The 24,139-nt window shown below is 40.2% G+C and carries 36 protein-coding genes and 1 pseudogene; 3 read left to right on the top strand and 34 right to left on the bottom strand.

The features are described from left to right. Positions 1-239: 239 nt before the first annotated feature. The 20 genes and pseudogenes from DQN49_RS07305 to DQN49_RS07220 all read right to left on the bottom strand — a co-directional run bounded on the left by DQN49_RS07305 (position 240) and on the right by DQN49_RS07220 (position 15,610). On the bottom strand, positions 240-548 hold the full coding sequence (locus tag DQN49_RS07305; RefSeq protein ID WP_013527742.1) for a phage baseplate plug family protein: 309 nt from the start codon (positions 546-548) through the stop codon (positions 240-242). Positions 549-553: 5 nt separating this feature from the next. After that, positions 554-1,336, bottom strand: a complete 783-nt coding sequence (locus DQN49_RS07300; protein WP_006996366.1) for a phage baseplate protein — start codon at positions 1,334-1,336, stop codon at positions 554-556. Between the two features lie 5 nt (positions 1,337-1,341). After that, entirely contained in the window at positions 1,342-2,439 is a 1,098-nt protein-coding gene (locus DQN49_RS10435; RefSeq protein ID WP_006996367.1) for a phage tail tape measure protein, read from the bottom strand. A gap of 7 nt (positions 2,440-2,446) precedes the next feature. Next, positions 2,447-3,430, bottom strand: a complete 984-nt coding sequence (locus DQN49_RS10430) for a hypothetical protein (RefSeq protein WP_006996368.1) — start codon at positions 3,428-3,430, stop codon at positions 2,447-2,449. A 150-nt stretch (positions 3,431-3,580) separates the two neighbouring features. Further along, on the bottom strand, positions 3,581-3,991 hold the full coding sequence (locus DQN49_RS07290; protein WP_006996369.1) for a phage tail assembly chaperone: 411 nt from the start codon (positions 3,989-3,991) through the stop codon (positions 3,581-3,583). Continuing rightward, on the bottom strand, positions 3,991-4,422 hold the full coding sequence (locus tag DQN49_RS07285; protein ID WP_006996370.1) for a phage structural protein: 432 nt from the start codon (positions 4,420-4,422) through the stop codon (positions 3,991-3,993). Before DQN49_RS07285 ends, DQN49_RS07290 begins: the two co-directional genes overlap by 1 nt. A 9-nt stretch (positions 4,423-4,431) precedes the next feature. Then, positions 4,432-4,590 carry a hypothetical protein gene (locus tag DQN49_RS10225; RefSeq protein WP_006996371.1) on the bottom strand — a complete coding sequence of 53 codons (159 nt, stop codon included), beginning with the start codon at positions 4,588-4,590 and terminating at the stop codon, positions 4,432-4,434. Between the two features lie 76 nt (positions 4,591-4,666). Next, the gene (locus DQN49_RS07280; RefSeq protein WP_006996372.1) at positions 4,667-6,175 is read right to left on the bottom strand and encodes a DUF3383 domain-containing protein; all 1,509 of its coding nucleotides are present in this window, start codon (positions 6,173-6,175) and stop codon (positions 4,667-4,669) included. A gap of 4 nt (positions 6,176-6,179) precedes the next feature. Next, on the bottom strand, positions 6,180-6,683 hold the full coding sequence (locus DQN49_RS07275) for a phage neck terminator protein (RefSeq protein ID WP_006996373.1): 504 nt from the start codon (positions 6,681-6,683) through the stop codon (positions 6,180-6,182). Continuing rightward, complete coding sequence (locus tag DQN49_RS07270) at positions 6,607-6,978, bottom strand: hypothetical protein (protein WP_006996374.1); 372 nt, start codon at positions 6,976-6,978, stop codon at positions 6,607-6,609. The genes DQN49_RS07275 and DQN49_RS07270 overlap by 77 nt, the downstream gene beginning before the upstream one ends. After that, positions 6,975-7,421, bottom strand: a complete 447-nt coding sequence (locus DQN49_RS07265; protein WP_006996375.1) for a hypothetical protein — start codon at positions 7,419-7,421, stop codon at positions 6,975-6,977. Before DQN49_RS07265 ends, DQN49_RS07270 begins: the two co-directional genes overlap by 4 nt. Then, positions 7,422-7,784, bottom strand: a complete 363-nt coding sequence (locus DQN49_RS07260) for a DUF4054 domain-containing protein (RefSeq protein ID WP_006996376.1) — start codon at positions 7,782-7,784, stop codon at positions 7,422-7,424. Between the two features lie 9 nt (positions 7,785-7,793). Beyond that, complete coding sequence (locus DQN49_RS07255) at positions 7,794-8,708, bottom strand: major capsid family protein (RefSeq protein WP_006996377.1); 915 nt, start codon at positions 8,706-8,708, stop codon at positions 7,794-7,796. 9 nt (positions 8,709-8,717) lie between these two features. Then, entirely contained in the window at positions 8,718-9,158 is a 441-nt protein-coding gene (locus DQN49_RS07250; RefSeq protein ID WP_006996378.1) for a structural cement protein Gp24, read from the bottom strand. Positions 9,159-9,170: 12 nt separating this feature from the next. Further along, positions 9,171-10,271: a DUF2213 domain-containing protein gene (locus tag DQN49_RS07245; RefSeq protein WP_006996379.1), complete on the bottom strand. Its 1,101-nt coding sequence runs from the start codon at positions 10,269-10,271 to the stop codon at positions 9,171-9,173. Positions 10,272-10,335: 64 nt separating this feature from the next. After that, positions 10,336-10,692: a DUF2513 domain-containing protein gene (locus DQN49_RS07240; RefSeq protein WP_006996380.1), complete on the bottom strand. Its 357-nt coding sequence runs from the start codon at positions 10,690-10,692 to the stop codon at positions 10,336-10,338. A gap of 278 nt (positions 10,693-10,970) precedes the next feature. Beyond that, positions 10,971-12,461: a phage head morphogenesis protein gene (locus DQN49_RS07235; RefSeq protein ID WP_006996381.1), complete on the bottom strand. Its 1,491-nt coding sequence runs from the start codon at positions 12,459-12,461 to the stop codon at positions 10,971-10,973. Next, positions 12,433-13,763, bottom strand: a pseudogene (locus DQN49_RS07230) (anti-CBASS protein Acb1 family protein). Before DQN49_RS07230 ends, DQN49_RS07235 begins: the two are co-directional and overlap by 29 nt. 1 nt (position 13,764) lies before the next feature. Next, a complete protein-coding gene (locus DQN49_RS07225) occupies positions 13,765-15,108 on the bottom strand; it encodes a PBSX family phage terminase large subunit (protein ID WP_006996384.1) in 1,344 nt (447 codons plus the stop codon). Then, positions 15,095-15,610, bottom strand: a complete 516-nt coding sequence (locus DQN49_RS07220) for a terminase small subunit (protein ID WP_005693952.1) — start codon at positions 15,608-15,610, stop codon at positions 15,095-15,097. Before DQN49_RS07220 ends, DQN49_RS07225 begins: the two co-directional genes overlap by 14 nt. 76 nt (positions 15,611-15,686) lie before the next feature. Between DQN49_RS07220 and DQN49_RS07215 the strand changes: the two genes are divergently transcribed. Both DQN49_RS07215 and DQN49_RS07210 read left to right on the top strand, forming a co-directional pair. Next, on the top strand, positions 15,687-15,938 hold the full coding sequence (locus DQN49_RS07215) for a type II toxin-antitoxin system RelE family toxin (protein WP_006996385.1): 252 nt from the start codon (positions 15,687-15,689) through the stop codon (positions 15,936-15,938). After that, on the top strand, positions 15,922-16,269 hold the full coding sequence (locus DQN49_RS07210; RefSeq protein WP_006996386.1) for a helix-turn-helix domain-containing protein: 348 nt from the start codon (positions 15,922-15,924) through the stop codon (positions 16,267-16,269). The genes DQN49_RS07215 and DQN49_RS07210 overlap by 17 nt, the downstream gene beginning before the upstream one ends. 1 nt (position 16,270) lies before the next feature. On the opposite strand, the gene lysC is transcribed toward DQN49_RS07210, so the two are convergent. From lysC to DQN49_RS07185, 5 genes are all read right to left on the bottom strand, one after another. Beyond that, entirely contained in the window at positions 16,271-16,552 is a 282-nt protein-coding gene (gene lysC / locus DQN49_RS07205) for an Rz1-like lysis system protein LysC (protein WP_013527746.1), read from the bottom strand. Then, on the bottom strand, positions 16,464-16,787 hold the full coding sequence (locus DQN49_RS07200; protein WP_006996388.1) for a DUF2570 family protein: 324 nt from the start codon (positions 16,785-16,787) through the stop codon (positions 16,464-16,466). The genes lysC and DQN49_RS07200 overlap by 89 nt, the downstream gene beginning before the upstream one ends. After that, a complete protein-coding gene (locus DQN49_RS07195; RefSeq protein WP_006996389.1) occupies positions 16,780-17,382 on the bottom strand; it encodes a glycoside hydrolase family 19 protein in 603 nt (200 codons plus the stop codon). Before DQN49_RS07195 ends, DQN49_RS07200 begins: the two co-directional genes overlap by 8 nt. Continuing rightward, on the bottom strand, positions 17,351-17,707 hold the full coding sequence (locus DQN49_RS07190) for a phage holin, lambda family (protein WP_005650535.1): 357 nt from the start codon (positions 17,705-17,707) through the stop codon (positions 17,351-17,353). Before DQN49_RS07190 ends, DQN49_RS07195 begins: the two co-directional genes overlap by 32 nt. 215 nt (positions 17,708-17,922) lie before the next feature. Further along, positions 17,923-18,792 carry a phage repressor protein/antirepressor Ant gene (locus DQN49_RS07185; RefSeq protein ID WP_006996390.1) on the bottom strand — a complete coding sequence of 290 codons (870 nt, stop codon included), beginning with the start codon at positions 18,790-18,792 and terminating at the stop codon, positions 17,923-17,925. Positions 18,793-19,389: 597 nt separating this feature from the next. Here DQN49_RS07185 and DQN49_RS07180 point away from each other — a divergent pair. Next, entirely contained in the window at positions 19,390-19,572 is a 183-nt protein-coding gene (locus tag DQN49_RS07180; protein WP_005687174.1) for a hypothetical protein, read from the top strand. Positions 19,573-19,616: 44 nt separating this feature from the next. Here DQN49_RS07180 and DQN49_RS07175 read toward each other — a convergent pair whose 3' ends face one another. From DQN49_RS07175 to DQN49_RS07135, 9 genes are all read right to left on the bottom strand, one after another. Beyond that, entirely contained in the window at positions 19,617-20,066 is a 450-nt protein-coding gene (locus DQN49_RS07175; protein WP_006996391.1) for a type II toxin-antitoxin system HicB family antitoxin, read from the bottom strand. 31 nt (positions 20,067-20,097) lie between these two features. Next, on the bottom strand, positions 20,098-20,280 hold the full coding sequence (locus DQN49_RS07170; protein WP_005653907.1) for a type II toxin-antitoxin system HicA family toxin: 183 nt from the start codon (positions 20,278-20,280) through the stop codon (positions 20,098-20,100). Positions 20,281-20,380: 100 nt separating this feature from the next. Continuing rightward, on the bottom strand, positions 20,381-20,749 hold the full coding sequence (locus DQN49_RS07165; protein WP_006996392.1) for an antiterminator Q family protein: 369 nt from the start codon (positions 20,747-20,749) through the stop codon (positions 20,381-20,383). A 1-nt stretch (position 20,750) separates the two neighbouring features. Then, positions 20,751-21,299 carry a recombination protein NinG gene (locus DQN49_RS07160; protein ID WP_006996393.1) on the bottom strand — a complete coding sequence of 183 codons (549 nt, stop codon included), beginning with the start codon at positions 21,297-21,299 and terminating at the stop codon, positions 20,751-20,753. A gap of 88 nt (positions 21,300-21,387) precedes the next feature. Then, a complete protein-coding gene (locus tag DQN49_RS07155) occupies positions 21,388-21,807 on the bottom strand; it encodes a recombination protein NinB (protein WP_006995071.1) in 420 nt (139 codons plus the stop codon). A gap of 36 nt (positions 21,808-21,843) precedes the next feature. Then, positions 21,844-22,068 (bottom strand): hypothetical protein, encoded by a 225-nt coding sequence (locus DQN49_RS07150; protein WP_005633909.1) that lies wholly within the window; start codon positions 22,066-22,068, stop codon positions 21,844-21,846. Next, positions 22,065-22,700 carry a replication protein P gene (locus DQN49_RS07145; protein ID WP_065246951.1) on the bottom strand — a complete coding sequence of 212 codons (636 nt, stop codon included), beginning with the start codon at positions 22,698-22,700 and terminating at the stop codon, positions 22,065-22,067. The genes DQN49_RS07150 and DQN49_RS07145 overlap by 4 nt, the downstream gene beginning before the upstream one ends. Beyond that, positions 22,685-23,443, bottom strand: a complete 759-nt coding sequence (locus DQN49_RS07140) for a helix-turn-helix domain-containing protein (protein WP_065246952.1) — start codon at positions 23,441-23,443, stop codon at positions 22,685-22,687. The genes DQN49_RS07145 and DQN49_RS07140 overlap by 16 nt, the downstream gene beginning before the upstream one ends. Beyond that, positions 23,440-24,108 carry a phage antirepressor KilAC domain-containing protein gene (locus DQN49_RS07135; RefSeq protein WP_006996396.1) on the bottom strand — a complete coding sequence of 223 codons (669 nt, stop codon included), beginning with the start codon at positions 24,106-24,108 and terminating at the stop codon, positions 23,440-23,442. The genes DQN49_RS07140 and DQN49_RS07135 overlap by 4 nt, the downstream gene beginning before the upstream one ends. Between the last annotated feature and the right edge of the window lie 31 nt (positions 24,109-24,139).

The following is a 24,139-nucleotide window of genomic DNA, read 5'->3' as shown; positions in this document are numbered from 1 at the left end:
ATTGCAGTAATTAATTCAGGCGCACGCCATACTGCAAAAGATAAAACCACTGCAATTAAAATGGCAATAAATCGCCACGCTTGTAATTTTGATGTCATTTGCAATACCCCTTTAATTAAAATCAAAATAGATGTAAAATTATCCACAGATATATCTACTCCTTTCCTGCTTGTGGAATGGAAAAACCCCGAAGTGCTTGCAACGCTTCGGGGTTTGTTCTTAAAAGTGCGGTCGTTTTTTTAAGATGATTTTTCGCCTATATACAAAAAACATCGAGTGCCCAAATCTTCCATACTCATTGGGTCTAATTCAGCACCGCTTTCATCGTCCAAGTAGAAGAAATAAGGTTGTGTAGTGCGAGCCAATAATGGTACTCCGCACGCGAGCGCATGACCTCGGCAAATCTGCTTTTGATTTACTGGCTCAAATACATCCATTGCCCAAAACTGTCCAATACTATTAAATCGCAAGGTTAAGCGGATTTTTATGCCGTTAAATTCAAAAGTTTGCTCCTGATAAGGATGTTGTGTTAATGGAATTTTAAGCATACGTCTTACCATTTAAAAAGATTGAAAAGCGAGGAGGTTCTTTTAGGTGTATCGTTCTTTGGTTGAGTAGAGCCTTGCTGCGATTTTGTTGCGGATTGAGACGCTGCTCGGCCGCTTTTACTTTTACCCGATACCCCTGTTTTAGATTTAGATTGAGCTGTTTGTGTCTCAACAATAAATATCTCACGAGCCGTTATCGTAAATGTTGCACTGCCATCTTGTGATTGATTGACGGCTACAGATTGGATTAGCATGTTTTTGTACAAGTTAATACCTGTCTGTATGTCAATGGTTTCCCCTGATTTCTGGCAAGAAACAAGGTCGGCATAGCATTTTTGCACTCTACTATCCCCTGCACTGCTATCAAGTAATCCGCCTAGACCAAAATCAGGCAAAAAAGGTGCAATGGTTCGCGCTTGATTAAGGATGCTCTTTGCTTGACTATACGCTCCTGCAACTTGGCTAATCACTCTCCCCGCTCTTGCGGTAGCTTGCGATGTTTGAGTGATAACCTTAACTGGCAAAGGAAAGTTATTAAGAAAGTCTATCCCGCCACGAATATTGCCGATAAACGGAAGGCCTAAACCAAAAGTCGAATGGTCGTGATCAACCATTACACCATTAATGGTAACTTGTTTAGGCTGAATAACCGCATGGTCAGCAATGGCAGCGCCTGATTCAATCGGGTTTTCTGTAATGAATAAATCTGATTGATGGTCTTCTGTTGTCACTACATCAAAGGTAATTTTGCCAATCTTACGATTGGATACTTGAGCAAAATTTAACATAGTGTCTACCCCACAACAGATGAAAGTTGATGATTAATCACTCGAACAGATTGATCCGCCACGGCTTTTGGATTATCTGTGCCTTGGATGTGTTGCGTAATGGTAATTTTGTTATTGCTGTTAGTCACACGATTATCTGCATTTGAGGTTTGAGATTTCGCCCCTACTGCGGCAACTTGTGGTGCAGAAGCATAAGACGGATCGAACATCATTGTGTCATAGGCTTTTGTATTTTGACTTGCCGTGCCTACCTTTTCGCCACTATCAATAAACCACCCTTTTACTGTATCAACAATCGGTGCGATATATTGGTCGTAATAACCCTTAACCCAATCAAATGCACTTTGGAATGGCTTTTTAATCCAGTCTGTAACTTGAGCAAACTTGGTCTCGATAACATCCAAATCTAACTGTTCGCCAGTAAATAAATTCCACAAACCAACAACAAGCGCAAGCCCAAGTTTAAATGGCAACTCAAGCATATCTGTAATGAGAGATAATGTTTCGCCAATTGGATCGACGCTAAAGTTATCAACAAAATTTTTCCAAGTGGATTTAACCCACAATAACGCTGTTTTAAACGGCTTCCAAAACTCTCCCAAGGCAGTTTCGCCGCTTTCAAGATAAGTGATAAAGTCATCAACAAGCAAAAATAAGCCTGCAATTGCTGCGATAATCAATGTAACAGGATTGGTAGCGAAAGCTAATAACATTCTGCGACTAAACCACAATAATGCCACACCTAATGCGTAGATTAAGTTTTTCCACCCAATAGTATGCTCAACAACATTATCGATGGCTGCGGCTAACTCAAACAAGAATGAAAGAATTTTTCCAAAGCCGTTTAGTGTAGTCTTGATAAAGTCATTATTCTCCGTGAACCATTTTGTAAACCGCTCGGCTAATCGCTGAATGGATGGTGCAACACGGAGTGAGACATATTCGCCAATAGCTCTAAAAGCCTGAGAAACCTGAGTCAGTGCATCTTTAAAAGCCGCGGCGGTTTTTGCATTTTCTGCATTACCCACACCAAGCGTGAGCACACTTGCAAGGGCAATTTGTTCTTTCAGTTCATCATTACCAAGGCGCAAGGTTTGAATCATCGAACTATCAATGCAGTTTCGCAAGCATCGCAATTTGCTCTTGCTCCCCCATTGCTTTCATCTTGTCCGAAATTTCCCCCAGCATTTCGCTTGAGGTTTTAACATCCCCATTCGCCTTTTTGGCACTTAATCCATATTGCTCAAATGATTTCGCCCCTCGACCAATTCCTGCTGCAGCTTCGCCAATGACACGAGATAATCCTTCAATAGATGATTGTGCCGCCTGTGCGGATGAGCCATTGACCTCTGCAACCTTACCTAAGTTGTAAATTTGGTCGGCTGATTCGCCCGTGACAGCCGAGAGTTGTTTAATTTCATCGAGTGCATCGAGATTAGCATCAACAAAATTCTTCACCCCGATTGTGGCAGCGTAGAAAGCTGCACCAAATGCCGCAACTTTAAGTGTAGTTTTATTGATACTAATGCCAAGCAATTCAAATTTATTCAGTAATCCGACTGCACCATATTGGGTTGCCCACAAGTCGATGATATTGTCAGATAAATTTTCTGTGCTTTTAGCGTTATCTTCTACGGCTTTTGTATCTTTTTCGGTAGCATCGGTTTTCTGCTCAATCGCAGATTTGAGTTTTCCAATAACTTTTTCAACCTGCTCTGCACTTAACCCCGCTTCTTGTAACTCCTTCGAGAGCTGTTCGGTGTTTTGAAGAAAGCTCTCACCAAACTCAGATAAGAGCTTATCCCCCTCAATGAGTTTTTGTACCCACTCATCTAATGCGTCATCTTCAGAAAGATTTTCTGTTTCAGCTTGTAGTTTTTCAAGGGAATCAAAAAAACTTTCAAACTCAGGTGCGGCTTTAATTTGTTCTGTTGCATCATCAACGGCACGTTCAAGAACTTCAGCAAAAGTACCAAGATTTTCCGCCGCACTTTCCGTGCCATCTCCAATAACATTAAGGAACTGCTCAAACTGTTGCATTGCTTGGCTATCCGCATCAATGCCGATTTTAATCAGTAGTTCATCGAGTAGCATTGCGTTGCTCCATTTGATTTAATTCAACAATAACTTCGTGAAAAGATAAAAGGTCGGCTAACGAGTAAACCGACCTTAATTCGTGTAGTGAACAAAAGTTTTTTACAATAGGCGTAAAAATAAACCAGTCGGCTTTACTGTCTGACTGGCTTATTTCGTCGCTTTTAGATTGGGTTGAATATTGCTCAGTAATCCACCCCCACCGATAAAAAAATCCGCAAATTGATACATCAACCCTTCTTTTAATACGGGGATTAAATGCCCACGGTGTTGGTTGAAATGACTATCAAAGCGTTCAGATAGTCGGTATAGTTTGCCATCTTGCTCACATGAGGTATGTTTAAGCACGATGTCCTCAAGCTCTTTAATGCTTGTGTCGCCTAAATTCGCCAATACAGTCGTCAATACGCTTGCACCGAGTTTTTTATTGTTACCTAATGATGATAAATCAACTGATTGAAGTAATTTCATCGCATTTTTGAGTGCAGTCCATGCTGTCATAGCATTAGCTGGCGTCATCGTATAGGTGACATTTTCAATATTGATTTGTTTGCTTTCCATTATTGAACACCTTTTTCAAGATTCATTGTCATTTTCTCGAACACAATCGTCCAGGTTGTCGCATTGTGTCCATTTCCACGCATATAAGCTGCAGGTGTAGTAAAATATCCTTTACTTGCCGTGACAACATCATCATTGATTAAGTCGCGGATAGCGAGTGTCATCGGTAAATAGGTTTTAATACTGGTTTTTTGTTGATTAAACAACTTAGATAAATAGGCGTTATCCTCAGAATGTTGTTTGATTTTTAGGGTTAATTTGCCTGATTGGTCAGGGTTTGCGATAAATACGCCCGTGCCATTCGCACCAATAACCATTTGCCCTGCATCAACTTGGTTGGTCGCATTAATCACATCTGAGCCGTCTGCCCAGTCACTCATTTCTTTGCCGTCTAATAACACGACAACTTGTTTTGGATCGAAAACTGCCATAGTTATTCCTCATAAAAAGACTTTTAATACGAAAGATAAGCCAAACAACAATACGCCAATTGCTGCGATATTTGCCGAAAGTGCCAATCGTTTTCCAACAATCCCTGCATCCTTTTCTGACATTTTGCCACCTACCTTAACTTGATATTTTGGTGTATACTTAATCAAAATTTATTCCTTAGTATGGATAAGGGGTAAAAGAAAAGCCAAGGGTTGTCGCTCTTGGCTTTTCGCTTTTTTGATGTTATCGGTTATAGTTCACAATCACATCGCTAGAATGGATTGCGCCTGCTAATTTCACTGCGGTTTGAATAGGTGTTGCACGGCGTTGCTCTCGGTCGCTATCGGATAGCGTATCCATTGGTGCCGCCCATACATAGTAACCCTTTTCAAGATAATCGCCTGTCGTCAAGTTACCAAAGCTATCGCCCGTCCATTGACCTGGGGCGAAAGCACCATTGTTTACACCCTCTAAACAAACTTTCTCCACGGCAGCAATCAATACCGCTTGGCCTTTGTCTGTTAATGGGATTTTGGTCGGTGATTTATACAAGCGAGCGAATACCTCTTTTTGCACTGCATCGGTAAACCAGTCTAAGATAACGATTTCATCTGCAAATTTACCACCCATTACTGTGCCTTCAGCAATCATCGCTACATCATCAAAATAAGTGTACACGTTAATGCCTAAGCGTTTAGCCTTAGAGAACTCCGTTGCCGTAATTTCATCAGCCGTAATAGTTGGTTGTTGCTTGAATTTAAGCGTTAAGGTTGAATTGTTTGCCGCAAAGTTAGTTGATAATAAACGAGCCAATGCAGAAGATGCTGGGTACATATCATTTTTATCGAACATTGCTAATGTGTGATCTAAACCTGCATCATATAATTTCTTATAGATGTTATTAGCAGACCATTCAAGTTGTTCAACACGAATAACATTTGCACCAAACATTTTGGTATTAGCTTGCGCGTATTTTGCAGCAGATTCCACTTCGCCATCAGTAAGCTGTGCAGCAAACGTAAAGCCATACCATGCATTATTCACTTCGGCTACATTAAATAATGCCTCTGCAACGGTTTCTTTTTTCAAAGAAATTGATGCCTTACCTACTTTTCGGCTTGCTTGGCCATTTTCTAATTTAAGCAATGAGCCAATATACTCACCGTCACCGCCACCATTAAAGGCATAATGGATTTCGGTTGTTTTATCTTCTCCGCTTGTGTTAGAAGTGATGATAAAACGTTGCCCTACGCTATCGTAAGAGATAGACAAAGATGACGAAAGTGCGGTCAATTTTGCTTGGATTTTGGTGGCAATCGCATTGAAATCTGATGCGTCAGCAAAAGATAGCCCATTTACTTTCTTGGTTTCGGCGCCAATAGTTAATGTAAATCGACCATTTACAACCGCTTTAAAACGCTCTAAATCATCTGATAAGGTTGCACCGCTTAATGTGTTTTTGGTTGCATCAATGGTTGCGGGTTCTTTTTGCCAGCGCGCAATAATTAATTGTTTCGCACGAGGGCTTTGAGCAAAAAATGGCTGTGCTGCTTTTGCTGTTTCTGAATTTGTGCCGAACAACTGTTCTACATCACGTTGATTTTCGACATAAACATAACGCGTAGTCGCATCAGCAAATGCTTGTCCTGCCTCAGGCGTGAACAATGCCACTATGCCGAATGATTTACGCGCGGCAGATTTTGGCATAGTATTTAACTGCACATTGACAATCTGCGAGATAGATAATGCCATAAGGCTATCCTCCTATTTGTTGAATTAAATGGTTTGTGCGTTGTTCAACGTTTGCTATCGGATCTAGAGGTGTATCAACAATGTGATGATGACTAAATACAACATCAAACTGTCCTCGTTCTTCATAATCTGCCCCAACGGTAGCCGTTAAATTGCGGACATCTGAAAAACGAATCACACCCCAGTGATTTGATTTGAGAAAGGAAAGAAACGCTGAACTTTGGAAAATCGCTTTTAGCTTGTAACACTGAGCAAGGGAATTTCGACCGAAACAAGAGAGACTCACGGTGCTTTGCATTGACTGAATGATACGCTCACGTTTGCCGTCAAATTCTCTCGTAGCCTGCCCGATTTCATTACTCATCATCAAATCCACGGTAATAAAAGCAGGTAAAGGATTTTCAGGGAGCCAACCGCCAATAACAGCGCCATTAGGTAACTGTAAAGCCTGTTGAATCCACTTTCGCAGTTTGGCTGTGTCTAACGCCGATATTGTTGTGGTATCCATATTTCCCCCAATTTGCTACGGTTTTTATTTTGTAGGTTTCCCCTTCATAAATAACCAAATCACCTATTTTTAACGGCTTAATGGTGTAGATTTTGATTGAGGGAATAAAACGCTCACCTTCTGGCAATAACAACACATCATTAGGAGAGGTCGGCATAACAATGGCAGCCACGTTTTCATCGGTATAACTCGCCCCGAACCCATCAGATGAATGCTTACCTTGCAGATGTTTCACGGTAACAGCTTGGCTAAATTTACTATTTAGAAAGCGGGGATATTGGTTGATTAAACTCATTTAACGATACCTTTTACAGATTGACGCATTTTGCCTGTATCAATCAATGGTTTGCTAGAGCCTTTTTGTTTGATTGTACTTTTAGCGTTGGCAACCCAGTTGCCACGAGCGATATTTAACTGGACATCCCCTTGCGCAACTAGTGCGAGTTGCTCGTAAATCCTCTCAATTTGCAAGCCTTGCTTAAATAATTGCGTGAAAAGTGCGGTGTATTTCTCTTGGTTTTCTGATAGCGTTTGGCGCAAGAAAGGGCGTGATGGGATGCGCTCATTACCAAATTCCAACACAGCCGCCAAAGAGGCGAGGTTGAAATTCTCAGCCCCCTCTACTGGTTTATCAAATTCAGCAGGAAATCCAATATAAACCGCCTTATCTTTATCAGCCCTTAATCGCTCAATTAACGCTTTTGCTTGCGCTAAATTCCCCGTAATTTGCACCGCCATTTACGCCACCATTACACCAATGCCAACCAATTTACGTAATCGCAAATACTCTTGGCCATATGCTGTTAATTGATAATCTGCATCGGTGCCTGTCAGTGTTGGCACGGCATAGCTAACAGATAACTCGCCAGCACTTTCACTAGCGAGATTTCGATTTGCCCCACCGCCACCTTCGGTTGTCCAAAGTGACAAACGTAATAGATGAGCAGTCAATGCCAACACGCCACGTTGGTAGAGCTTTCCCCAACGAGATTGACTCACTTCCATTTCTGCATCCGATAAAAAAAGGTCGATTTTTTCATAATCGACCTCTTTAAATTCAGGATAACGCTCAATGAATACATACGTTTCAAATGTTGGCATAGTTACTCCCTAGTAATCTACGTAGAGTGCAGAATCTGGCTCCATAAAGGTTACGCCACCAAACGCCATGCGTAAGCCAGACTCATAAGCTAATAAGCCTTTTGGTTGAGCAGCTAACACAGTTGGCGACATTGGCACATCAAAGATAACGTGCTCTTTGCTGTTCACATAAACCATTGCACGAGTTTTGCCGCTTGTTACACGATTACCAAAGTTTGACGGCAAGGCTTTAATTGCAACGTCACGACCTGCAGCTGCAGACAAGCTCTTAGTCAAGAACTCTAATGCGGTTGTATCGGTGTTATTACGTTGAGTTAACGCCAAGTGTGCTAAATCAAGTAAATCAATCGCAAAGGTGTTTGGTGCTTCAATGCGTTTGGTTTTTTCCATACCAGCGAGGAACATCTCCTTAAAGAATGCTACTGATTTGTCAAAATCCATCGCTTGTACTTTGGTGTTTGCGGAAGTGCCTTTGATGTTGTACACCTCGACAGATGGATTATTGAGCAAGCCAGTTAATCGAGTATCTTTTGCATGACCTAAAAAAGCTACCTTTTGTAAGGTTTGTTGTGCGTTTTGGTTTAACACCATGATTTTAGCGGTATCTAACGCTAACCCTAACAGCTTGCCTTGTTCAAGCTCTGGTGTTGCCCATGTTACCGATTTAGCCCATTGTACGATATAAGAGCGAGTTGGCGTAAAGCCGACTTCTACTTGGTCTAATGTGCTTGTGCCAGTGCTAATTAAACCATCATCAAGCGAACCGTGCTCATCTGCACCATAGTGAAGTTTTTCTGTAATGCCGACAGCGGCTTGTTGATCCACATAAACAAATTGCGGGAACACAATTTCAGGATATTTGGTTTCTGAAATTTCTTTGCTCACAGCCGTTAAGCCGTTTTGTACATAAGTTAATAATGACATTCATCCCCCTTATAATTTTGTAATCATCGCTAATTGACCTTTAACGTCAATCACGGTGTAGCCTGTTTCAATCGCATTTGCATCGGTTTCCCCTTGGATTGCGCCAGCTTTACCTTCGCCACCTGTTGTTAATACAAATACTTTACTACCACGAGATACCGTTTTTTCTGATGCAATATTGACCCAAATCGCATCGCCTGCACCAATGTGCATCACATCGACTAATTCGCCCTCAGGCCATTCATCACGAATGCGACTTGCTAATACCACGCCAGCCAATATATCTTTTTTAGCAGATAAGGCTTTCACACCACCTGTGGGATTTAATGCCACAAATTCACCAGCTTTTACTTTGCCCGTGACTTTTTCTGCTGTGGTTTTTGCACTTGCAAGATTGCCCTTGCCTAACTCGCCTGCACGAGCAGGAGCTTGTTCGTAAGCATAACTCATTTCATTATTCTCCTAACTGTTGTAAGTTTTGTTGAAATCTATTTTTGGTGCAGCTTTAGACTCCGCATCACCAAGCAAAATACTGCCGAGTGATTTACGTTCATCCGCTAATTTCGCCACAACCGCTTTTGCTGTTTGATATGCACCTGAAATTTCCTCATCGGATAATTTGGCTGCCTCATCTTTAGTAAAAATACCCTGCGCAACTACCGCACTTTCTTGGATTTCACGCACAGTCGCGTTATCCGCAAAATTGACTTCTTTAAATGCAGTTTTAGCATCAGCCAACACGGCAGCTTGTTTTACTTCTGCGTCACGTTTTGCTTGTGCATCTTTTAGCTGTTGAATTTCTGCATCTTTGGCTTTAAGTTGTTTTTCAAACTCTTCTTTATTCACTTCTTCATCCTTTTTATCTTCGGGTTTAGATTGTTTTTCTTTTGGTTCGGTTGGTTGTTCGCCTTTTGGCTCTTTACCTTCTTCACTACTAGACTTTTCTTCGTCCTCAATTTGTTTTTTCTGTTCGTCCGACAACTTGATGCCGAACGCACCTAAAAACGCATCGAGAATTTTTGCGGTTTTCCCCATAATGGTTTTATCCTCATCGGCAAGTTTTACACTTCCACCGCAGCGACCCTTTGCCACAATCGCTACGTGGTTGCCGATCATCGGCGACATCTCAAAATCTGCATCTTGTACCGTGGATGGCTTAATATCGCAGTCATAACCACAAGATAATTGTTCCACACCGTGCTCCTGTACGGTTTTAATGGCTTGTTCATCATAAATCCAAGCCTCTGCCGTGAGTTCATCGCCCACTCGCTTAACATTACGCACGACACCGACAGAGAGCTGTTTCCAGTTTTTCGCATTTACTCCATCTTTAGGATGACCAACGGTTAATGTGGCATTTTCAAAACTCTTAATCGTTTCATCGCTAAACAAAGATTTCTCAGTGCGAGCGACTTTTTTAATACCGTCTTCTTTTAGCCCAAGTTCTGTAGCGAGGTAATCAAATACCCCAACTTTAGAAATGGTTGCGGGCACAACTAAAAAACCATCTTTAGTGATGGTTCTTTGTGTGACTGCTTGAGTGGTTTTGTCTGTAAATTTCATTTATTTACCCCAATAAAAAACCCGACCATTTCTGATCGGGTTGTTTGTTTTTTTTTTTGCAATATCACGCCAACATTTGGCTAATTATTGTTTGTGCTACTTGTTTTATCGTATCAAGTGATAAATCAAGGCTTTTGCTTTTTATCGTAGTTTTTAAGCTATTCCAGACAGTATCATTGCGGATTTTGTCTAAGAGTTCATGACCTTGCCAAGTCAGCGACCGAGCGATAAGACTCATCTCATTTAGAGAAGAATAATCTATCGCTTCAATCAGCTCTGCACTTTGCAATAACTTAAAATGATAAGATACAGTTTCTGAATCGAAACCAGTAAATCCATCAGGTAATAAACTCCCTCTAGCCTCTGACTGACTTTCCAATTTAAGCAATATAGAGCGAATTAAATCCCAATTACGTTTCATTCTTTGTTATCTCTTGGCCAAAGCATATCCACAATCTCATCATAAGATGATGTTTAGGCTGTTTAACATTTGAACTAATAGTGGTAAAATAAGCTAAACCGTAGATTGAGCTTGGGAACGTTTTGGACGTATGCGGATGCGAGTTAATAAACTAGGAATTACGCACCAAACTATTCTGCGGTTATTTTTTTGATTTCCGCCTATAAACAACCCAATCGAAATGATAGGGTTGTTTGAATAGCTGAATTTAATTTAGAGCCATCATTTGATGGTAAGCATTACGCTTGCTTTCTCGCAAGGATTGTATTTCTGACTTCGTCAGGTGTCTTACGTGAATTAATGATGAATCTTGCTTCCCATTCTGTAAACCGCGAGAAGTCGTAGCCAAATTCTTTTTTCCACCAACTTTCAAGTTCGCCATATTTACTCCGTAATTCTGCTAATGTGTCTTTAGATAGCCTTAATTGTACAGAATATTGTTTGCCAGTTAAAGCATAAGATGCAATAACTTTTCCTTTATTCTCCTCAATATAGCCTTTTAGACTAGCCAATGTACCGCCTTGTGTTTGTGTGTCATCTAAAATAATAGCATATTTATCTTTTGGAACTATGCCATCAAAAGCTGGAGAATAAACCAATCGATGCCATCCATCTCCCCCAGTTCTAGATACTTTTGTTGCTTGAACAATTGATAAATCAACAGGAATATGGAGTTTTTTAGATAATACAGTAGCAATAGCTACAGGAATCATATTTTGACCAACGGCTTCTTCTGCATGAACAGGAATTAGAATTGCATTTTTATTGCCAACCAATTGCTTCAATTTATTTACCGCATCATCTGTAACTAAATCTTTAGCAAGTTGATAAGCATCTTCAATACTACCCTTTTTAGCATTTTCATATAGCGGATGTGATGTTGCATCTCCTAATTTCCTATCAATGATAGTATCAGGGAAATCATCAGACCATTCTGAGCGCATTTGTTGTTTTTCCTGTTGGCTAACTATTGGGCTATTTTTCACTATCTGCTCGTTATTATCAAGCACTGGAATCTGAACACACCGACAATTAAAATCATGACCAGGATGACCAGTATCAGCAGGGGGATTTGAATATTCAAATATCTGCCCATCTTTTTCCGCATGGCTTTCGCGTACACGCTCATCAAGCGATGCTGACCACATGTATTTTTTTATACCAACCTCTTCATGTCTCGCTTGCGTTAAGGCGGCATTTAATTTTGAGGACTGGTCTCGCGCAATAAACATCGCTCGTTTTTCGGTTGTTTTACCCAAGTCTTTTATTTGTGCTGTAAGGTCTTTATTTAAAGAACCCCGAACCATCGCTTGCATGACAGCATTTTGCACCTTATCAAGATATTGCGAACGAATAGACTTGATTAACTGGATATTACCAGCGGTCAATGCATTCACTCTTTCAGCAATATTTGGACTATTGCGTAAATAAGCGGATAAATCGATGCCAGTTTGGTTTTTCAAATTGGTTGATACTTCAGCATGGTTTTGTGCATCACCACGACCAACGAAGCCATTGGCGATATTTTCAGCTTGTGAAGTGCGGTCTGATTTTTCGTACTTTTCTAATACTTTCATCAGTGCTTTCGCACTAATCGCTTGGAACCCTTTCGCATCATCCATAAAAAAAGAGCCTTGCGGTTGTTGCAGGGCTCTTTCTACATCATCGGTCATTGTTTTGACGAACTGCTTAAGCTGTTGTCTATACCAAAGCTCCGTTCTCTTGCTCATCTTCACTGGCTTGAACTTGCGTGCTTTCGCCTTCTGGTTCTTCAAAATTTCTGGCAAGTTCATCAGCATTTTTCATTTCCTCAATGTCATCAGCAGAGATATTAGCAAATAAACCACTTTCTCGGAGTTCGTTTGCCACTTGATATTCATTTACTACGCCATTTTGAATTAACGTATTTGCCGCTGTAGCAAAGGTATTAAGCATATTGACTTGTTGTTCTTGTTTAACCACCGTCAATGGTAAAAATTCAAACCACCAGTCATCAGGTTGCCCACCAAATAATTCATTGCATAGTAATGTATCAAGCACTTCAAGCACAGGACGCAATCTTGTTTCTTGCAATCGATGAATGGATTCGTGGTAGTTTTGAATATCCTCATCTCCACTTGCCAATCCCGAAACAGATTGCCCAAACAAAATGGTGACTGGCATATCTGCCGCACCTGCCACCGCATTGCGAAACTCTGTCAGTAAGTCTTTTAACCCACCAAAAGATAGCTCTTTTCGGTCGTACTCATTTTCCGCATCAAGCAACAAACTATTCGTTACTGATTTAATCGACTGCACCGCTGAAATGACATGAGCCACATCATTTTCTAACCCAGCTGAAATCTTGTCAGATAACCCTGCAATTTTAAAAATATCGATTTTACTTTCAAAAATAAGGTCGCCGACATTCGCTGAGGCACTATCAAAGCGTTTAAGTACATCAATAATCTTTTCAAGGTCTGATACACCCAAACATCATTATCAGATAAAGGTGCATCATTGGCATTGATAATTAATAAACGTGAATGATGCACTAAAACAGATTGTGTGCCACCAATAATGGTATATTCACTATATCGACCAAAGTTTGGCGAAAACACATCATCATCTCGTTGTCCTGTAGGTGAGATTTTCCATTTAGGTAAGATAATCAACCGCTTTAATCGTTCTGTAGGCTGCAATGGCGAAGTGATGTTAATTGTGTCAGTAACAACCAATAAACCCACTGCCCCATACAAACTAGACCATTGCAACGCTTTAGTTAATGTCTCACGCAGTTTTAATCTGCGTTCAAGCTTAGTGAACTCGTCTAGCTGTTCAGATTTCAAGTCATTCGAGAAAATATCGCGCCAATTACGCACCATATCTTCCGAACGTTTAATACAAACCTTATTTGCAATCCAGTTATCACGCCATAATGCTTCGATTTGCATTAAGTCATCGGTTAAGCTAAGCCCACGAGCATAATATGTCTGGTCTTGTTTACTGCCTAACTTTAGCGCAAGTGATTTGATGCCATCTAAAATATTCATCTTATAAATCCAGTAGTGATTTAGGTTTTGTCGGGGCGTAGCACATAACTAAAGCATCCGCCATATTTGGAGAAGGTATGCCACGTTTTTTCATATCCTTTTTGCTTTCAACCTTTACCCGCCCGTTATTGTCATAATCAACACGGGGACGTGATAATTCTGCTTTCAAATACTCAAGCTCTTTGATTTTGCTCGATAGGCTTATCAGTTCATCGTCAGGATAAACATCCCCATACTTTACTGCTCGATAGGTTTTATAGAATCTATCTCGCAACGCCCACCAAGATTGGGCTTTAATGTTCGAAAACATATCTTGATTCTTTTTGTCTTTGATATATTCACGCTCAGGATAAGCAACTGCACCACCAGCATTAAATCCTTCCACTTGTAAAGATTTTGGCAAGCGTTTAAAGTGAGCTTTTACTCCTGCCCCCACGCCAATACTATCGAATATAATCAAATCAGCTTTAAATTTGACCGCACTTTGATTTGTTCGGTTGGCGGAATCAATTACATCGCCATTCTTCCAAACTTCAACACCAAGCACCACAGAACCGTGAACAAAGGCATTCGCGTTCGCATCTGCCCCCTCATCTGCCACATCAAAACCAACCTTCTTCATTCCTTTAGTAGTAAAACCAAGTTTGAGATGCGCATCCACCGCAGATTCAATCCATACAGGCTTAATAATGGCTAAATCGGAATCAGCCACAGGCTCGCCCTCATAAACGTGACGATAAAGCTCGTAATCACGCTCACGCATCTGCTCCATATCTTCCATTAATTCTTTCGGAAAATATGGGTTGTCTTGCCAATTCACTAAGACCGATTTACACCGCTCAGGCGGATGAATCACAAAACGCTGATAGGTATCATCAAGAATATTCTTCGGGTTAAAGCTCACAATAATCTGCGAACCGTCTTCACGAATTGTTGGAATCAATATATCCCAACTTTCTTTTGAAACATTCTCGCCTTCTTCTACCCAAACTACATCAATGCCCGTCATCGACTTAATCGAAGTAATGTTAGTTTTCAGCCCCGCAAACGTGAAGCGTGAACCGTTTTGCCCGATAATTTGCGTTTTCTGTACATCGAAAAAGGCTTGCAAGCCAAGCATTTCAATCTGATCTGCCAACATCTGAATAACCGAATCAGAAATCGATTTCTGAATTTCACGGCAACACAAAACCCGAACAGGCGATTGATAGGCTCGCAATACTAATGCTCTAGCGATACTAAAACTTTTACCTGAACCTCGCCCACCGTAGAAAATAATAAACCGCCAAATAGATTCAAAGAGCGGTCGGAATTTCGTAGGAAATTGAATATTAAGCTGGCTCATCGCTAAATGTCACATTAATCACAGTAGGTAATGGCTTGCCATCGGTTGTTACATCAACTTTATTGGTAAACATCCCTAAATGCTTCCCAAGCAATTCAAGGGCTTTATTTGCACCTGTCGGTTCAAAAACGAAACATTCGGTATTAACGCTTTGTGCCGTTCCTTCTTGAGCATTTTTTACCACAGTGGTAATAGTAAGTGGCTTTCTTCCCATACAAATATCACGATACTCTTGCAAGTCCGCAATGATATTATCTAGGGTAAGATTATGGCGTTGTTGATGGGCTTGTCTTAGTTCTTCAACCCTTACCGTAATCTTACCGTTCTTATTAAGTAACTCACTTGCCTTAACATTGATAACTTCAGTTGTCATTTTTGAGCAATCATAACTCTGCCGATATGCTTCACTGGCATTCCCCAGCTCAATATAAAGCTGGCAAAATTTTTCTTGTTTAGGTGTTAATCCACGACCAGACGTAGATTTTCCTTTCACGTCTGACATAGAAAATCCTTAAAATAACTTGTAAAAACTTATAAATCTTATAAAATGCTCTTCATAAACAATTGGTCTTGTTACTATGAAAGAACTCATCTACCAACCAAAAGCATTAAAGCAATTAAGAAAAATCCCGAGCAAAGCCCACATTATTGAGAAATGCGAAATGCTCAAAAATTTTCCTGATTGCACTAACATTAAGGCACTAACAAACCATACTTATGAATATCGTTATCGAGTTGGCGATTACCGAATTTTCTTTAATATCGTAGGTAATACAATGAGCATTGTTTCTATTGAAGAGGTTAAAAAAAGAGATGAACGCACTTACTAATATCCAATATATCAATAATGAGCAAGGCGTACCTGCTTTTGCTGTTATGCCAATTGCTACGCTTAACTGGCTAAAAGAAAAAGCTAATTTTTCAGACCCTATTGAAACAGGTATCCCTGAATCTGTCGCCAAATTAGCTTTATTGAACGATTATTCTGCATTGCGTGCTTGGCGTGAACACTTAGGTTTAACCCAAGCTGAAGTGGCAAGCCGTTTAGGAATTTCTCAAGCTGCTTATTCACAACACGAAAATTCACAGACCTTGCGTAAAAGCACTCGCATTAAAATAGCGACAGCACTTGGCATTAATTCCGCTCAATTAGATTTTTAATCTATTTACCGCCTTTTGCTTGATTAATCCACTTATTGAGATTATCTACTTGGCTTGCGCACTTATCTCGCTCTGCGGTTACCTTAACAAGCTGTATGACTACATCGCCGTATGTTTCTCCAGTAAATGCTGTTTTGACACAAGGTGCAGTATAGGCTTGAGGCGGATAAATATATTCTGCTTTAGTCGTGATTTTATTTGTACAAGAGGTCAAGAACAGACTGAGGCAAACGAGTGTGAGCGCAAGGTTGAGTCTTAATGATTGTTTTAACTGATTCAGCATTTTCTGTTGCCATCCTTTCTATTTCATCATTACGCTCTTGTTGCTCAATAACGGCATAACGCTCTTGTTGTAACGCAAGACTTAATGATTTGTTAGCATCTTCTTGTTGCTGGATAGTATTTTCTTGTTGCTTTGTCGTTATTTCCAACTCATCTATAACGCTAGATTGGTAACGCAATGCACCAATCAAAACCACGACAACACCCGCTAACGCCATGTAAATGTACTTAGTCATTATCCGTTACCATTAATGCTCGATAGAGCTTGCAACGCTCATCAATGCCATTTAGTCCACCATTAATTCTTCGCGTGACTTTTTCGACAGAATTAAGCTCAGCCAACTCATAGCACTTCCAATACCACACAGCAGTTTTAACAGATAAATCTAAATTCCCTGCCACATCTTCTGGCTGAATATCTCTACCTAACCATTTTCTAAACGCGGCATAATTATCCTTACCTGTAATCTGAATCAGTCCACGACCACGATACTTCCAACCATCTCCGCTTTTCTCATCGCCATTACCCAAACGATTAGCATAAACACGATTGGCTATCAACTCAGGTTTACGCTCATATTTCTTCGCTGTAAGTGGATCGGGAAAATATTTACGGAAAGTTTTAGAAAGCCCAGACCAAGAATAATTTAAATTTTCTTTAAATCTTGTAAATCCGCCACTTTCATGTCCACATTGAGCTAAAAACATCGCTTGCTGCATCTTATTCACACAACCTGCTTTTTCTATCTGCGTCGAAATAGCTTGATAAACACCTTTAACTGCGTGTGGAAAAATTTTATTAAATGTCACTTCGGAAATCATCATTGTCATCTTTTTCAATTCTCCGATTAATGAATTTAAATAAGAATTCGCGAATTTTTTCAGTACCAACAAAACCAATCATCGTACCGAGAAATGAAGAATATTCTGTATGCCCAAATAAATGTGTACAAATTGGCACCGCAACACCCGCAATAGAGGCACACATAGCCGCATCAATTAAAACATAACGAATAGCTGGCTTTTTACGCATAAACCCAAATCTTAAAAGAGAAATAAATAACGCCCAAAAAGCACTCTGTGCTGAGCTAGAACTAAGATTTGTTTGCAACCAAGACCATATTAACGCCCACACATCAGGCTCTTTAATTGGCATATATTTTCTCCCGCCTGTTCTTTAGGCAATAAAAAAGCCCCGACCGTTTCCGATCAGGGCTGTAAAATTCTTTTGTGCGTTTGCTATGCGCTAAAACTGCAACTTACCGAATATAGTACACTTTCACTTGCAAGTAATCAAGTGTTTTTATAATTTTTATGTAAAATCCATTCTTCGCACAATTTTTCAAAAGTGCGGTCAGATTTTTCTTCGTTTTAGAAATCGATTTTGACTGCTTTTGGGTTAAAGCTTCGCAAGTGTTCTAATGCTCGCCAGTTTGTCATTGGGTCAATCTCAAACTCTTGTGTAATGCGGTTTAAGATTTGGTTTGTTGAGCGTAGCACGCTTAAATATTCGTAAGCCTGTCCATATATATCTCCGCTCATATTTGAGCCTAGCACCTTAAAGGCTTTTTCGATATGTTGGAAAGTACCGACACCACGTTTGAAAGCAAACCATAACCAAATAAGCTGTTGGAGTTCATACTCAGTAAATTCAAAAGAGAATTTCTTTTCGCCATTAGGTAATTCAGGATCAGTGATTAATTCCCCTTCTAAAATTATTCTGTGAACATACTCTACTGCTTGAGGGAGTTGTTCAAGGGTTAAATCTTCGATACTTTCCACATTAAAGCGTTGGTGGATTAAATGATAGGCATCGGAATAAATTAATCCTTTTCTGCTCACGAGCATATTCACGGCATTGCGTAAACCTGTTCTGTCATTGACGGATGTTTTGCTTTCATATTTTCCTGTTTTACGAATAGTAAGTAATACTTCTGCTGTAACCCATTTTCTAAAACGGTGTGGAATAGATCCTTTTTTCACAGCATCACGACAACGTAAGATCAAAGTGTACATTCCGCTTTCGCTGATAATATTCATTTCTTGTTGTCCACCAGGGGTGTAACTTAAAGTTACACCCTTTTCGTCTTCATCTAATGCCAATAATGCCTTACGATTGTTATCAATACCTATTGCATCACAAACGTCCTTAGCAACAAACCAAGGCTCATTGTTAATAGCTAAAGTGCGGATAGATTTTGATTCAAAGTTGAATGTAGAGAGTTGGGTTTGATTAGACATAGAATGTCTCCTTTGGTTTATTTTCGATATTAAGATTTGACCCCATAGGGGCACCGGGTGGTTCGAAAGCCGACCAAAAGAAACGGCTGGGATTATTCCCCTTTCGGGTGTTGTATTCTCCGCCCGCCCGACATAGATGAAATTGGATTTATGCGTGTTAAGTCTTAATGGCAATAAAACTAAACGAGATCACAAATTTTGCGCATAAAAAAAACCGCTATGCTATCGGGTGCGGACTTCCGCTTTTGGTTTAAGGTTTCGACACCTTGAATAAAATAGTAGAGGAAAATTTGGAGAATGTAAAGAAGAATAATGTAATAAATACGATAAAAACTTGCGTTAATTTGTAATTAATACTACAATAACAACATCTAAGGCAAGGTGCTTTAGATACAGCAAACCCCACGCTGTCTAGAGTGGGGCTTACTTAAGGGATTAGATAATGAAACCCTATCAAATCATTATCTTAATCATCGTTTTAATGCTAACTTGCTGTAGTGGTACAGTAATTAGCTAGATGAACAAAGGGGGAAGGTCAGATGTCCCCCGATGTCCCTCACTATAATCAAACAAAAAACAAAATGCAAGGACTTTTCTATGGCAATGACTCGCGCAGAAATTAACGCCAAAAGCGATAAAAAACGTGGTGTACGCCTACAATCTTACAAACTACACGAAGATATTATCAAATTGCTTGCTGAACTTTCCGAGAAAACAGGCAAATCTAAAACGGCGATTGTAACAGAAGGGATTTTAGCGATGGAGAAAAACTATAAATAAAAGAACTACCCTTGAAATAGGAGATTGTCAAGGGTAGTCAGAGATTACATTTCTTTATCTGAATGCGCATGCAATTCGCGGTGCGCCGCATTTGCTAAGAAATGGCTACGATCTTTATAGTAGTTACCCATCGCTGCAACACGGCGATCAATGCGCGTTAATAAATATTCAGGTAAAGATACATTAATACGCTGTTTCTTACCTAAGTATTCTGAAATATCGACATCAACTAAAAGCCAAGTATCAAAATAAGCATATTCAGGATCGGCTTTATAGTGTGTTACGCCTTTATCCTTTAGCGTGGTAAGATCAAAACCATCTTCAACCATCGCTTCAAGCATCATTGTAATGGCTTCTGTTACCATTGGTAATAAATCATCGACATCATCAGCACCGCTAAAACAACCATAATCTAATTGGCAAAGTGCAGGGACAATCATTCCGTATGCTTGGTTTTCATTTTCTGGGGTTTCAACACCTACGGTAAAAATCATTTAATACTCCTCCTACTAAGCTCGGCAGAGCTTAAAGCCCTGCCGATTTTTTAATGGATTTTAAAGTTCCGATTGCTAAATCTTGTTTTGGGTGCGGAACTGGAAATCGTTTTCCAGTTTTCGGCGAGAACCAAATTTGATGATCACCTTTTCCATGCCTAACAAAATAACAACCATTTGCTTTAAGTTCCTTGATTAAGTCACCTGAGTGCATGCATCCTCCTTTGTCTTAATCAAAACGAATTATAATACACAAATACACACAAATCAAGAATGAATGTAAGAAAAATGCGGTCAAAATCGACCGCACTTCCCTACCCTAAAAACATGAACTTAATCTTCGCCCCAGTAAATGCACCTTTTAGGAATCTTACGCCCTTAACACGCTCACGATACATATAAGCAGGGGAAATATGAAGTGCGGTACAAATATCTCGTTCATTTGCTTGCTGAACGTATAGTGCCATTAAAATTTGGTATTGCAGCAAACTATCCTTATGAAGGTTCATAATCTGCTCCTCAATTTTTAAGCATTCGTCATCAGTTAAGAATGGAATGTGAGCCTTGCGCACGGTAGGTAAAACAGGAATAGAAATTGTGGTGCTTGGGTATTCTGTGCCAATTCTGTCTCTACCCCAGCAATTACCCCACTTTACCAACACTCTCTCAACGCTATACGACATTCTACTCTCCTTCCTGCTCCTTAATTTTTGCCTTGTAATACTTAATCATCGCCTTGCAATCTTCAATGGTGTATTTCTTCGGTTCGTGGTCTTGCCGTTCTAACCAAGCTACCTTATCTTCACCGATACGCTTCACAAGGTTAATTCGATACTCAATGACATTACCGCTTTTATGCTGATTGCATGGTACGCACTGCTTAAAACAGTTAATTTCGCAAAATCTTAATTCCGGGCAAGCCCCAACACTCCGATAATGCCCAGCATCATATTTACCTTGATGATAGCGACCGCAACTGATACAAGGTTGGTCTTTATCCCGTAATCGGATAAATTTATTAAATGCCGCCTGCGCTTCTTTCAGCCATTCTGAACGACTTTTTAATTTAGCCTTACGTTCCCTTTGCTTTTTCTTCTCTGCTCGTTCTTGCGCTTTTTTCGCATTATCTCGGGCTAATTTAATCGCACATTCAGGCGAGCAAACTTTCTGTGTCGAGCTAAAGGTTTTTACAAACGCTTTGCCGCAAACTTTGCATTTATACTCTTTCGCCATTAGCCAAATACCATATTAAAAATAACCCAAACTGCCGCAATCAAAAGTACAATTTTTAACTCCAAAATCTCATCATCGTTTAAGCGTTTCATTTAAATCCCCATCTATCGTTAAATCTCACGCCATTTTGCACGCCCCAACTGGTCACATACTCGATAAGGCTCGCCATTCTGCTCACGCTCATTTGAGCCGAACTTTCACGGATATTCACAAATTCCCCCTCAAGACCTGGCACAACATCTGCTTTTTGGTTTGTGGCGATTGCGTGACCCGAAATAAACAATACCTTCCATTGCTCCATTGTGAGCTTACGCCCCATAAATTCAGCCTGATTTGCAACATCTTGGCACATAGCGTGAAACTTGGCGTTTTGCTCAAGGTTTCGTGTTATTGGTTGGATTTTGACTACCAACGGCTTTTTATCGTCTATTGGCAGCTCTTTGATTAAATCCAAGCAATTATTTTTAATGCGTTGATCACGTAAAAAGAAAGGTTTGTATTGGCTCATAACATCATTCCCAACGCTTGAATAACATCGCAATACTCATTCTTTATACTCCACACCTAAATCTTCCAACCCAAAATAACCGCAAGATTTTGTTCGATTTACTGCGCTGTATTTACTTACCTGCGGAAACGGTATCGGCTCAATTAAGTGACCGTTACAACGAAAACGATCGTCATCCCATTCGCTGCTCGATATAAAATAATCTGGCGTATAAAAATCCTCTAATTCCGCACCGCACTTTGGGCATTTATAGCTTGTCATTGCAATGCTCCTTTCATCATTGCCATCAAGCTATCGCGCGCCTTATCAGCCTTCGCTTTATCGTAAAAACGTGGCTTTGTTGGAATCATTTTCGGAATATCCTCAAAAGGAAAATTCGACCGCACTTTTTCCGCCGCTTCTGTGAGTAATTTCGGAATAACTTTCAACGTGTCCTCTTCCGATTTTTTCTTACACTTTTCGTACAGATTTTTAAGCAACCAAAATTCCACTTTTGAACGATATTGAAATTCATCCCGATTGAATCGGGCATAGCCTAAGAAAGTGTTATAACGTTGGTATAATTCCGCTTCATTCGGTAAGCCCAGTGCGTGATAGTCATAGGCTTTGCACCAAAACACAAACAACCCTACGCTAGGTAAAAATTTATCAAGAGAGTTTTCTGCTTTATAAAGCCCGTTCTCCAACTGAGGTCTCGTAATTTTTTCTCGTACCAACACACGCAACCAAGTTTTTTTAGCAGAAAGATAATCCGCTTCGGTTTCAAAGGCTGCACGCCAACCAAGAAAAATCGATTTAAGCTCTTGAAAGAGCCAGTTAATCGTCTCTTCCGCACACTGTGCACATTCTGGCGGGAGCGTGTTAATTTGGTCTTGTGTTATGGAATTTTCCATTGTGTACCGTCCACTGTGAAATTCATTCCTGCAGACCAGCCTGTCTGCGTATCGTCAAATTTGGGTTTGTTGCGGTGTGATTGCCCTAAGTGCGGTGAATTTGGTCGCAGTTTTTCATCACGCCAATCCCAAGATGCGTTAAATCCCTGCCAGTTGCGTTCGATGCAAATCTCCACCACTTCACAAATCGAAATTCCTGCTTTGTCCGCTTGTTTTTGCAAACGGCTAAGTTGCGTTTCGCTAATTGCCCCTCGCTTAGTTTTACGATGCGCAATAAAATCTTTAGCAAGCTGTCCTGTTATGCCAAACCGCTCAAGCAAAATTTCGGATTCGCTTTTTTGCGTAGTTTTTTTAGGTTCATTGACTGGTTCTAAAGAGTGACTGGTTATGGGTGAAATATTTTCACTACCCCCTAGTGCAAATTTTTCACTACCTAGTGAAATATTTTCACCCCCTAGTGCAGATTTTTCACTACCCTGATCAAGGTGTAAAAGATATAAATTTGCACTTGAACCATCTTTATTTTTTCGTGCTTTTTTGGTGACCAATCCCATTTTGATTAAATCATCAATGTGACTAATCGCACTACGTTTTGACATTTCGCATTTATCGGCAATGTATTGATAACTAGGAAAACAAATTCCATCATCATTGGCATTATCAGCGAGTTTTAAAAGCACAAGTTTTCTAGCAGGATTGCCAACCTTACAATTCATTGCTTGAACCATTAATCGCATACTCATAGCATCAACTCCGAAGCATAACGTGACGCGATAAATTCAATGCCTTTGCTTGTTACACGCGTCTGAGTGTAATTGTGACCGTGTTCAGCGGTGCCTGTTTTAACCGTAAAAAGATCTCTGGTGTGTGCCGATTGATAAGGCAAAAGCACGCCCGATTGACGATACAAATATTTATCTTCCACCAAGCGATTGACCAATGCACGCTCAGGTATTTTTAAAATCTTCGCCGTCTCACGAAATGATTTACTCGTCCCCACTTCCACATAGTGATCAACAAAAGCGACTTTAGGTGCATTGCGCTCTTTTTCTGCTTGCAACTGAGCGGCTAACATCAACGCCTCAGAAAAAGATTGCGGAATAAGTGCGGTTGGTTTTTGTCGATTTTCCAACGCTTGCCAGCGATCGACCACAGCGGCAGTAAATTCAGGCGATAAGCGAGCGACAACAACAAACGTATCCCGCTTGTTTAACTCGTAGTAATCAAACCATTGATTTCTATACTCAAATTTTAGTGGCTCAATTTGAGCGACTAAATTTTGTTCAATCAAATCACGAATAACACGTAATACATTTTTGTGTTCTTTATGTGTAATCTCCGCAATTTCCCGACTACTCATTGTCAAAATACTTGCGTTTTCTTTCGTCATCGTTAATAATTGATTCATCTGTATATTCCTTAATGAATTAGCCACGAAA

Source organism: Haemophilus aegyptius, assembly GCF_900475885.1.
In the GTDB taxonomy this organism is placed as follows: domain Bacteria; phylum Pseudomonadota; class Gammaproteobacteria; order Enterobacterales; family Pasteurellaceae; genus Haemophilus; species Haemophilus influenzae.
The sequence above is the reverse complement of the archived record's forward strand: the minus strand, read 5'-3'. Positions and strand labels throughout refer to the sequence as shown.

What these genes read in the sequence shown, in the direction of transcription:
- DQN49_RS07305 (WP_013527742.1), bottom strand. Translation starts at nt 548, where the DNA reads ATGCTTAAAATTCCATTAACACAACATCCTTATCAGGAGCAAACTTTT.
- DQN49_RS07300 (WP_006996366.1), bottom strand. Translation starts at nt 1,336, where the DNA reads ATGTTAAATTTTGCTCAAGTATCCAATCGTAAGATTGGCAAAATTACC.
- DQN49_RS10435 (WP_006996367.1), bottom strand. Translation starts at nt 2,439, where the DNA reads ATGATTCAAACCTTGCGCCTTGGTAATGATGAACTGAAAGAACAAATT.
- DQN49_RS10430 (WP_006996368.1), bottom strand. Translation starts at nt 3,430, where the DNA reads ATGCTACTCGATGAACTACTGATTAAAATCGGCATTGATGCGGATAGC.
- DQN49_RS07290 (WP_006996369.1), bottom strand. Translation starts at nt 3,991, where the DNA reads ATGGAAAGCAAACAAATCAATATTGAAAATGTCACCTATACGATGACG.
- DQN49_RS07285 (WP_006996370.1), bottom strand. Translation starts at nt 4,422, where the DNA reads ATGGCAGTTTTCGATCCAAAACAAGTTGTCGTGTTATTAGACGGCAAA.
- DQN49_RS07280 (WP_006996372.1), bottom strand. Translation starts at nt 6,175, where the DNA reads ATGGCATTATCTATCTCGCAGATTGTCAATGTGCAGTTAAATACTATG.
- DQN49_RS07275 (WP_006996373.1), bottom strand. Translation starts at nt 6,683, where the DNA reads ATGGATACCACAACAATATCGGCGTTAGACACAGCCAAACTGCGAAAG.
- DQN49_RS07270 (WP_006996374.1), bottom strand. Translation starts at nt 6,978, where the DNA reads ATGAGTTTAATCAACCAATATCCCCGCTTTCTAAATAGTAAATTTAGC.
- DQN49_RS07265 (WP_006996375.1), bottom strand. Translation starts at nt 7,421, where the DNA reads ATGGCGGTGCAAATTACGGGGAATTTAGCGCAAGCAAAAGCGTTAATT.
- DQN49_RS07260 (WP_006996376.1), bottom strand. Translation starts at nt 7,784, where the DNA reads ATGCCAACATTTGAAACGTATGTATTCATTGAGCGTTATCCTGAATTT.
- DQN49_RS07255 (WP_006996377.1), bottom strand. Translation starts at nt 8,708, where the DNA reads ATGTCATTATTAACTTATGTACAAAACGGCTTAACGGCTGTGAGCAAA.
- DQN49_RS07250 (WP_006996378.1), bottom strand. Translation starts at nt 9,158, where the DNA reads ATGAGTTATGCTTACGAACAAGCTCCTGCTCGTGCAGGCGAGTTAGGC.
- DQN49_RS07245 (WP_006996379.1), bottom strand. Translation starts at nt 10,271, where the DNA reads ATGAAATTTACAGACAAAACCACTCAAGCAGTCACACAAAGAACCATC.
- DQN49_RS07240 (WP_006996380.1), bottom strand. Translation starts at nt 10,692, where the DNA reads ATGAAACGTAATTGGGATTTAATTCGCTCTATATTGCTTAAATTGGAA.
- DQN49_RS07235 (WP_006996381.1), bottom strand. Translation starts at nt 12,461, where the DNA reads ATGAGCAAGAGAACGGAGCTTTGGTATAGACAACAGCTTAAGCAGTTC.
- DQN49_RS07225 (WP_006996384.1), bottom strand. Translation starts at nt 15,108, where the DNA reads ATGAGCCAGCTTAATATTCAATTTCCTACGAAATTCCGACCGCTCTTT.
- DQN49_RS07220 (WP_005693952.1), bottom strand. Translation starts at nt 15,610, where the DNA reads ATGTCAGACGTGAAAGGAAAATCTACGTCTGGTCGTGGATTAACACCT.
- DQN49_RS07215 (WP_006996385.1), top strand. Translation starts at nt 15,687, where the DNA reads ATGAAAGAACTCATCTACCAACCAAAAGCATTAAAGCAATTAAGAAAA.
- DQN49_RS07210 (WP_006996386.1), top strand. Translation starts at nt 15,922, where the DNA reads ATGAACGCACTTACTAATATCCAATATATCAATAATGAGCAAGGCGTA.
- lysC (WP_013527746.1), bottom strand. Translation starts at nt 16,552, where the DNA reads ATGCTGAATCAGTTAAAACAATCATTAAGACTCAACCTTGCGCTCACA.
- DQN49_RS07200 (WP_006996388.1), bottom strand. Translation starts at nt 16,787, where the DNA reads ATGACTAAGTACATTTACATGGCGTTAGCGGGTGTTGTCGTGGTTTTG.
- DQN49_RS07195 (WP_006996389.1), bottom strand. Translation starts at nt 17,382, where the DNA reads ATGACAATGATGATTTCCGAAGTGACATTTAATAAAATTTTTCCACAC.
- DQN49_RS07190 (WP_005650535.1), bottom strand. Translation starts at nt 17,707, where the DNA reads ATGCCAATTAAAGAGCCTGATGTGTGGGCGTTAATATGGTCTTGGTTG.
- DQN49_RS07185 (WP_006996390.1), bottom strand. Translation starts at nt 18,792, where the DNA reads ATGTCTAATCAAACCCAACTCTCTACATTCAACTTTGAATCAAAATCT.
- DQN49_RS07180 (WP_005687174.1), top strand. Translation starts at nt 19,390, where the DNA reads ATGGCAATGACTCGCGCAGAAATTAACGCCAAAAGCGATAAAAAACGT.
- DQN49_RS07175 (WP_006996391.1), bottom strand. Translation starts at nt 20,066, where the DNA reads ATGATTTTTACCGTAGGTGTTGAAACCCCAGAAAATGAAAACCAAGCA.
- DQN49_RS07170 (WP_005653907.1), bottom strand. Translation starts at nt 20,280, where the DNA reads ATGCACTCAGGTGACTTAATCAAGGAACTTAAAGCAAATGGTTGTTAT.
- DQN49_RS07165 (WP_006996392.1), bottom strand. Translation starts at nt 20,749, where the DNA reads ATGTCGTATAGCGTTGAGAGAGTGTTGGTAAAGTGGGGTAATTGCTGG.
- DQN49_RS07160 (WP_006996393.1), bottom strand. Translation starts at nt 21,299, where the DNA reads ATGGCGAAAGAGTATAAATGCAAAGTTTGCGGCAAAGCGTTTGTAAAA.
- DQN49_RS07155 (WP_006995071.1), bottom strand. Translation starts at nt 21,807, where the DNA reads ATGAGCCAATACAAACCTTTCTTTTTACGTGATCAACGCATTAAAAAT.
- DQN49_RS07150 (WP_005633909.1), bottom strand. Translation starts at nt 22,068, where the DNA reads ATGACAAGCTATAAATGCCCAAAGTGCGGTGCGGAATTAGAGGATTTT.
- DQN49_RS07145 (WP_065246951.1), bottom strand. Translation starts at nt 22,700, where the DNA reads ATGGAAAATTCCATAACACAAGACCAAATTAACACGCTCCCGCCAGAA.
- DQN49_RS07140 (WP_065246952.1), bottom strand. Translation starts at nt 23,443, where the DNA reads ATGAGTATGCGATTAATGGTTCAAGCAATGAATTGTAAGGTTGGCAAT.
- DQN49_RS07135 (WP_006996396.1), bottom strand. Translation starts at nt 24,108, where the DNA reads ATGAATCAATTATTAACGATGACGAAAGAAAACGCAAGTATTTTGACA.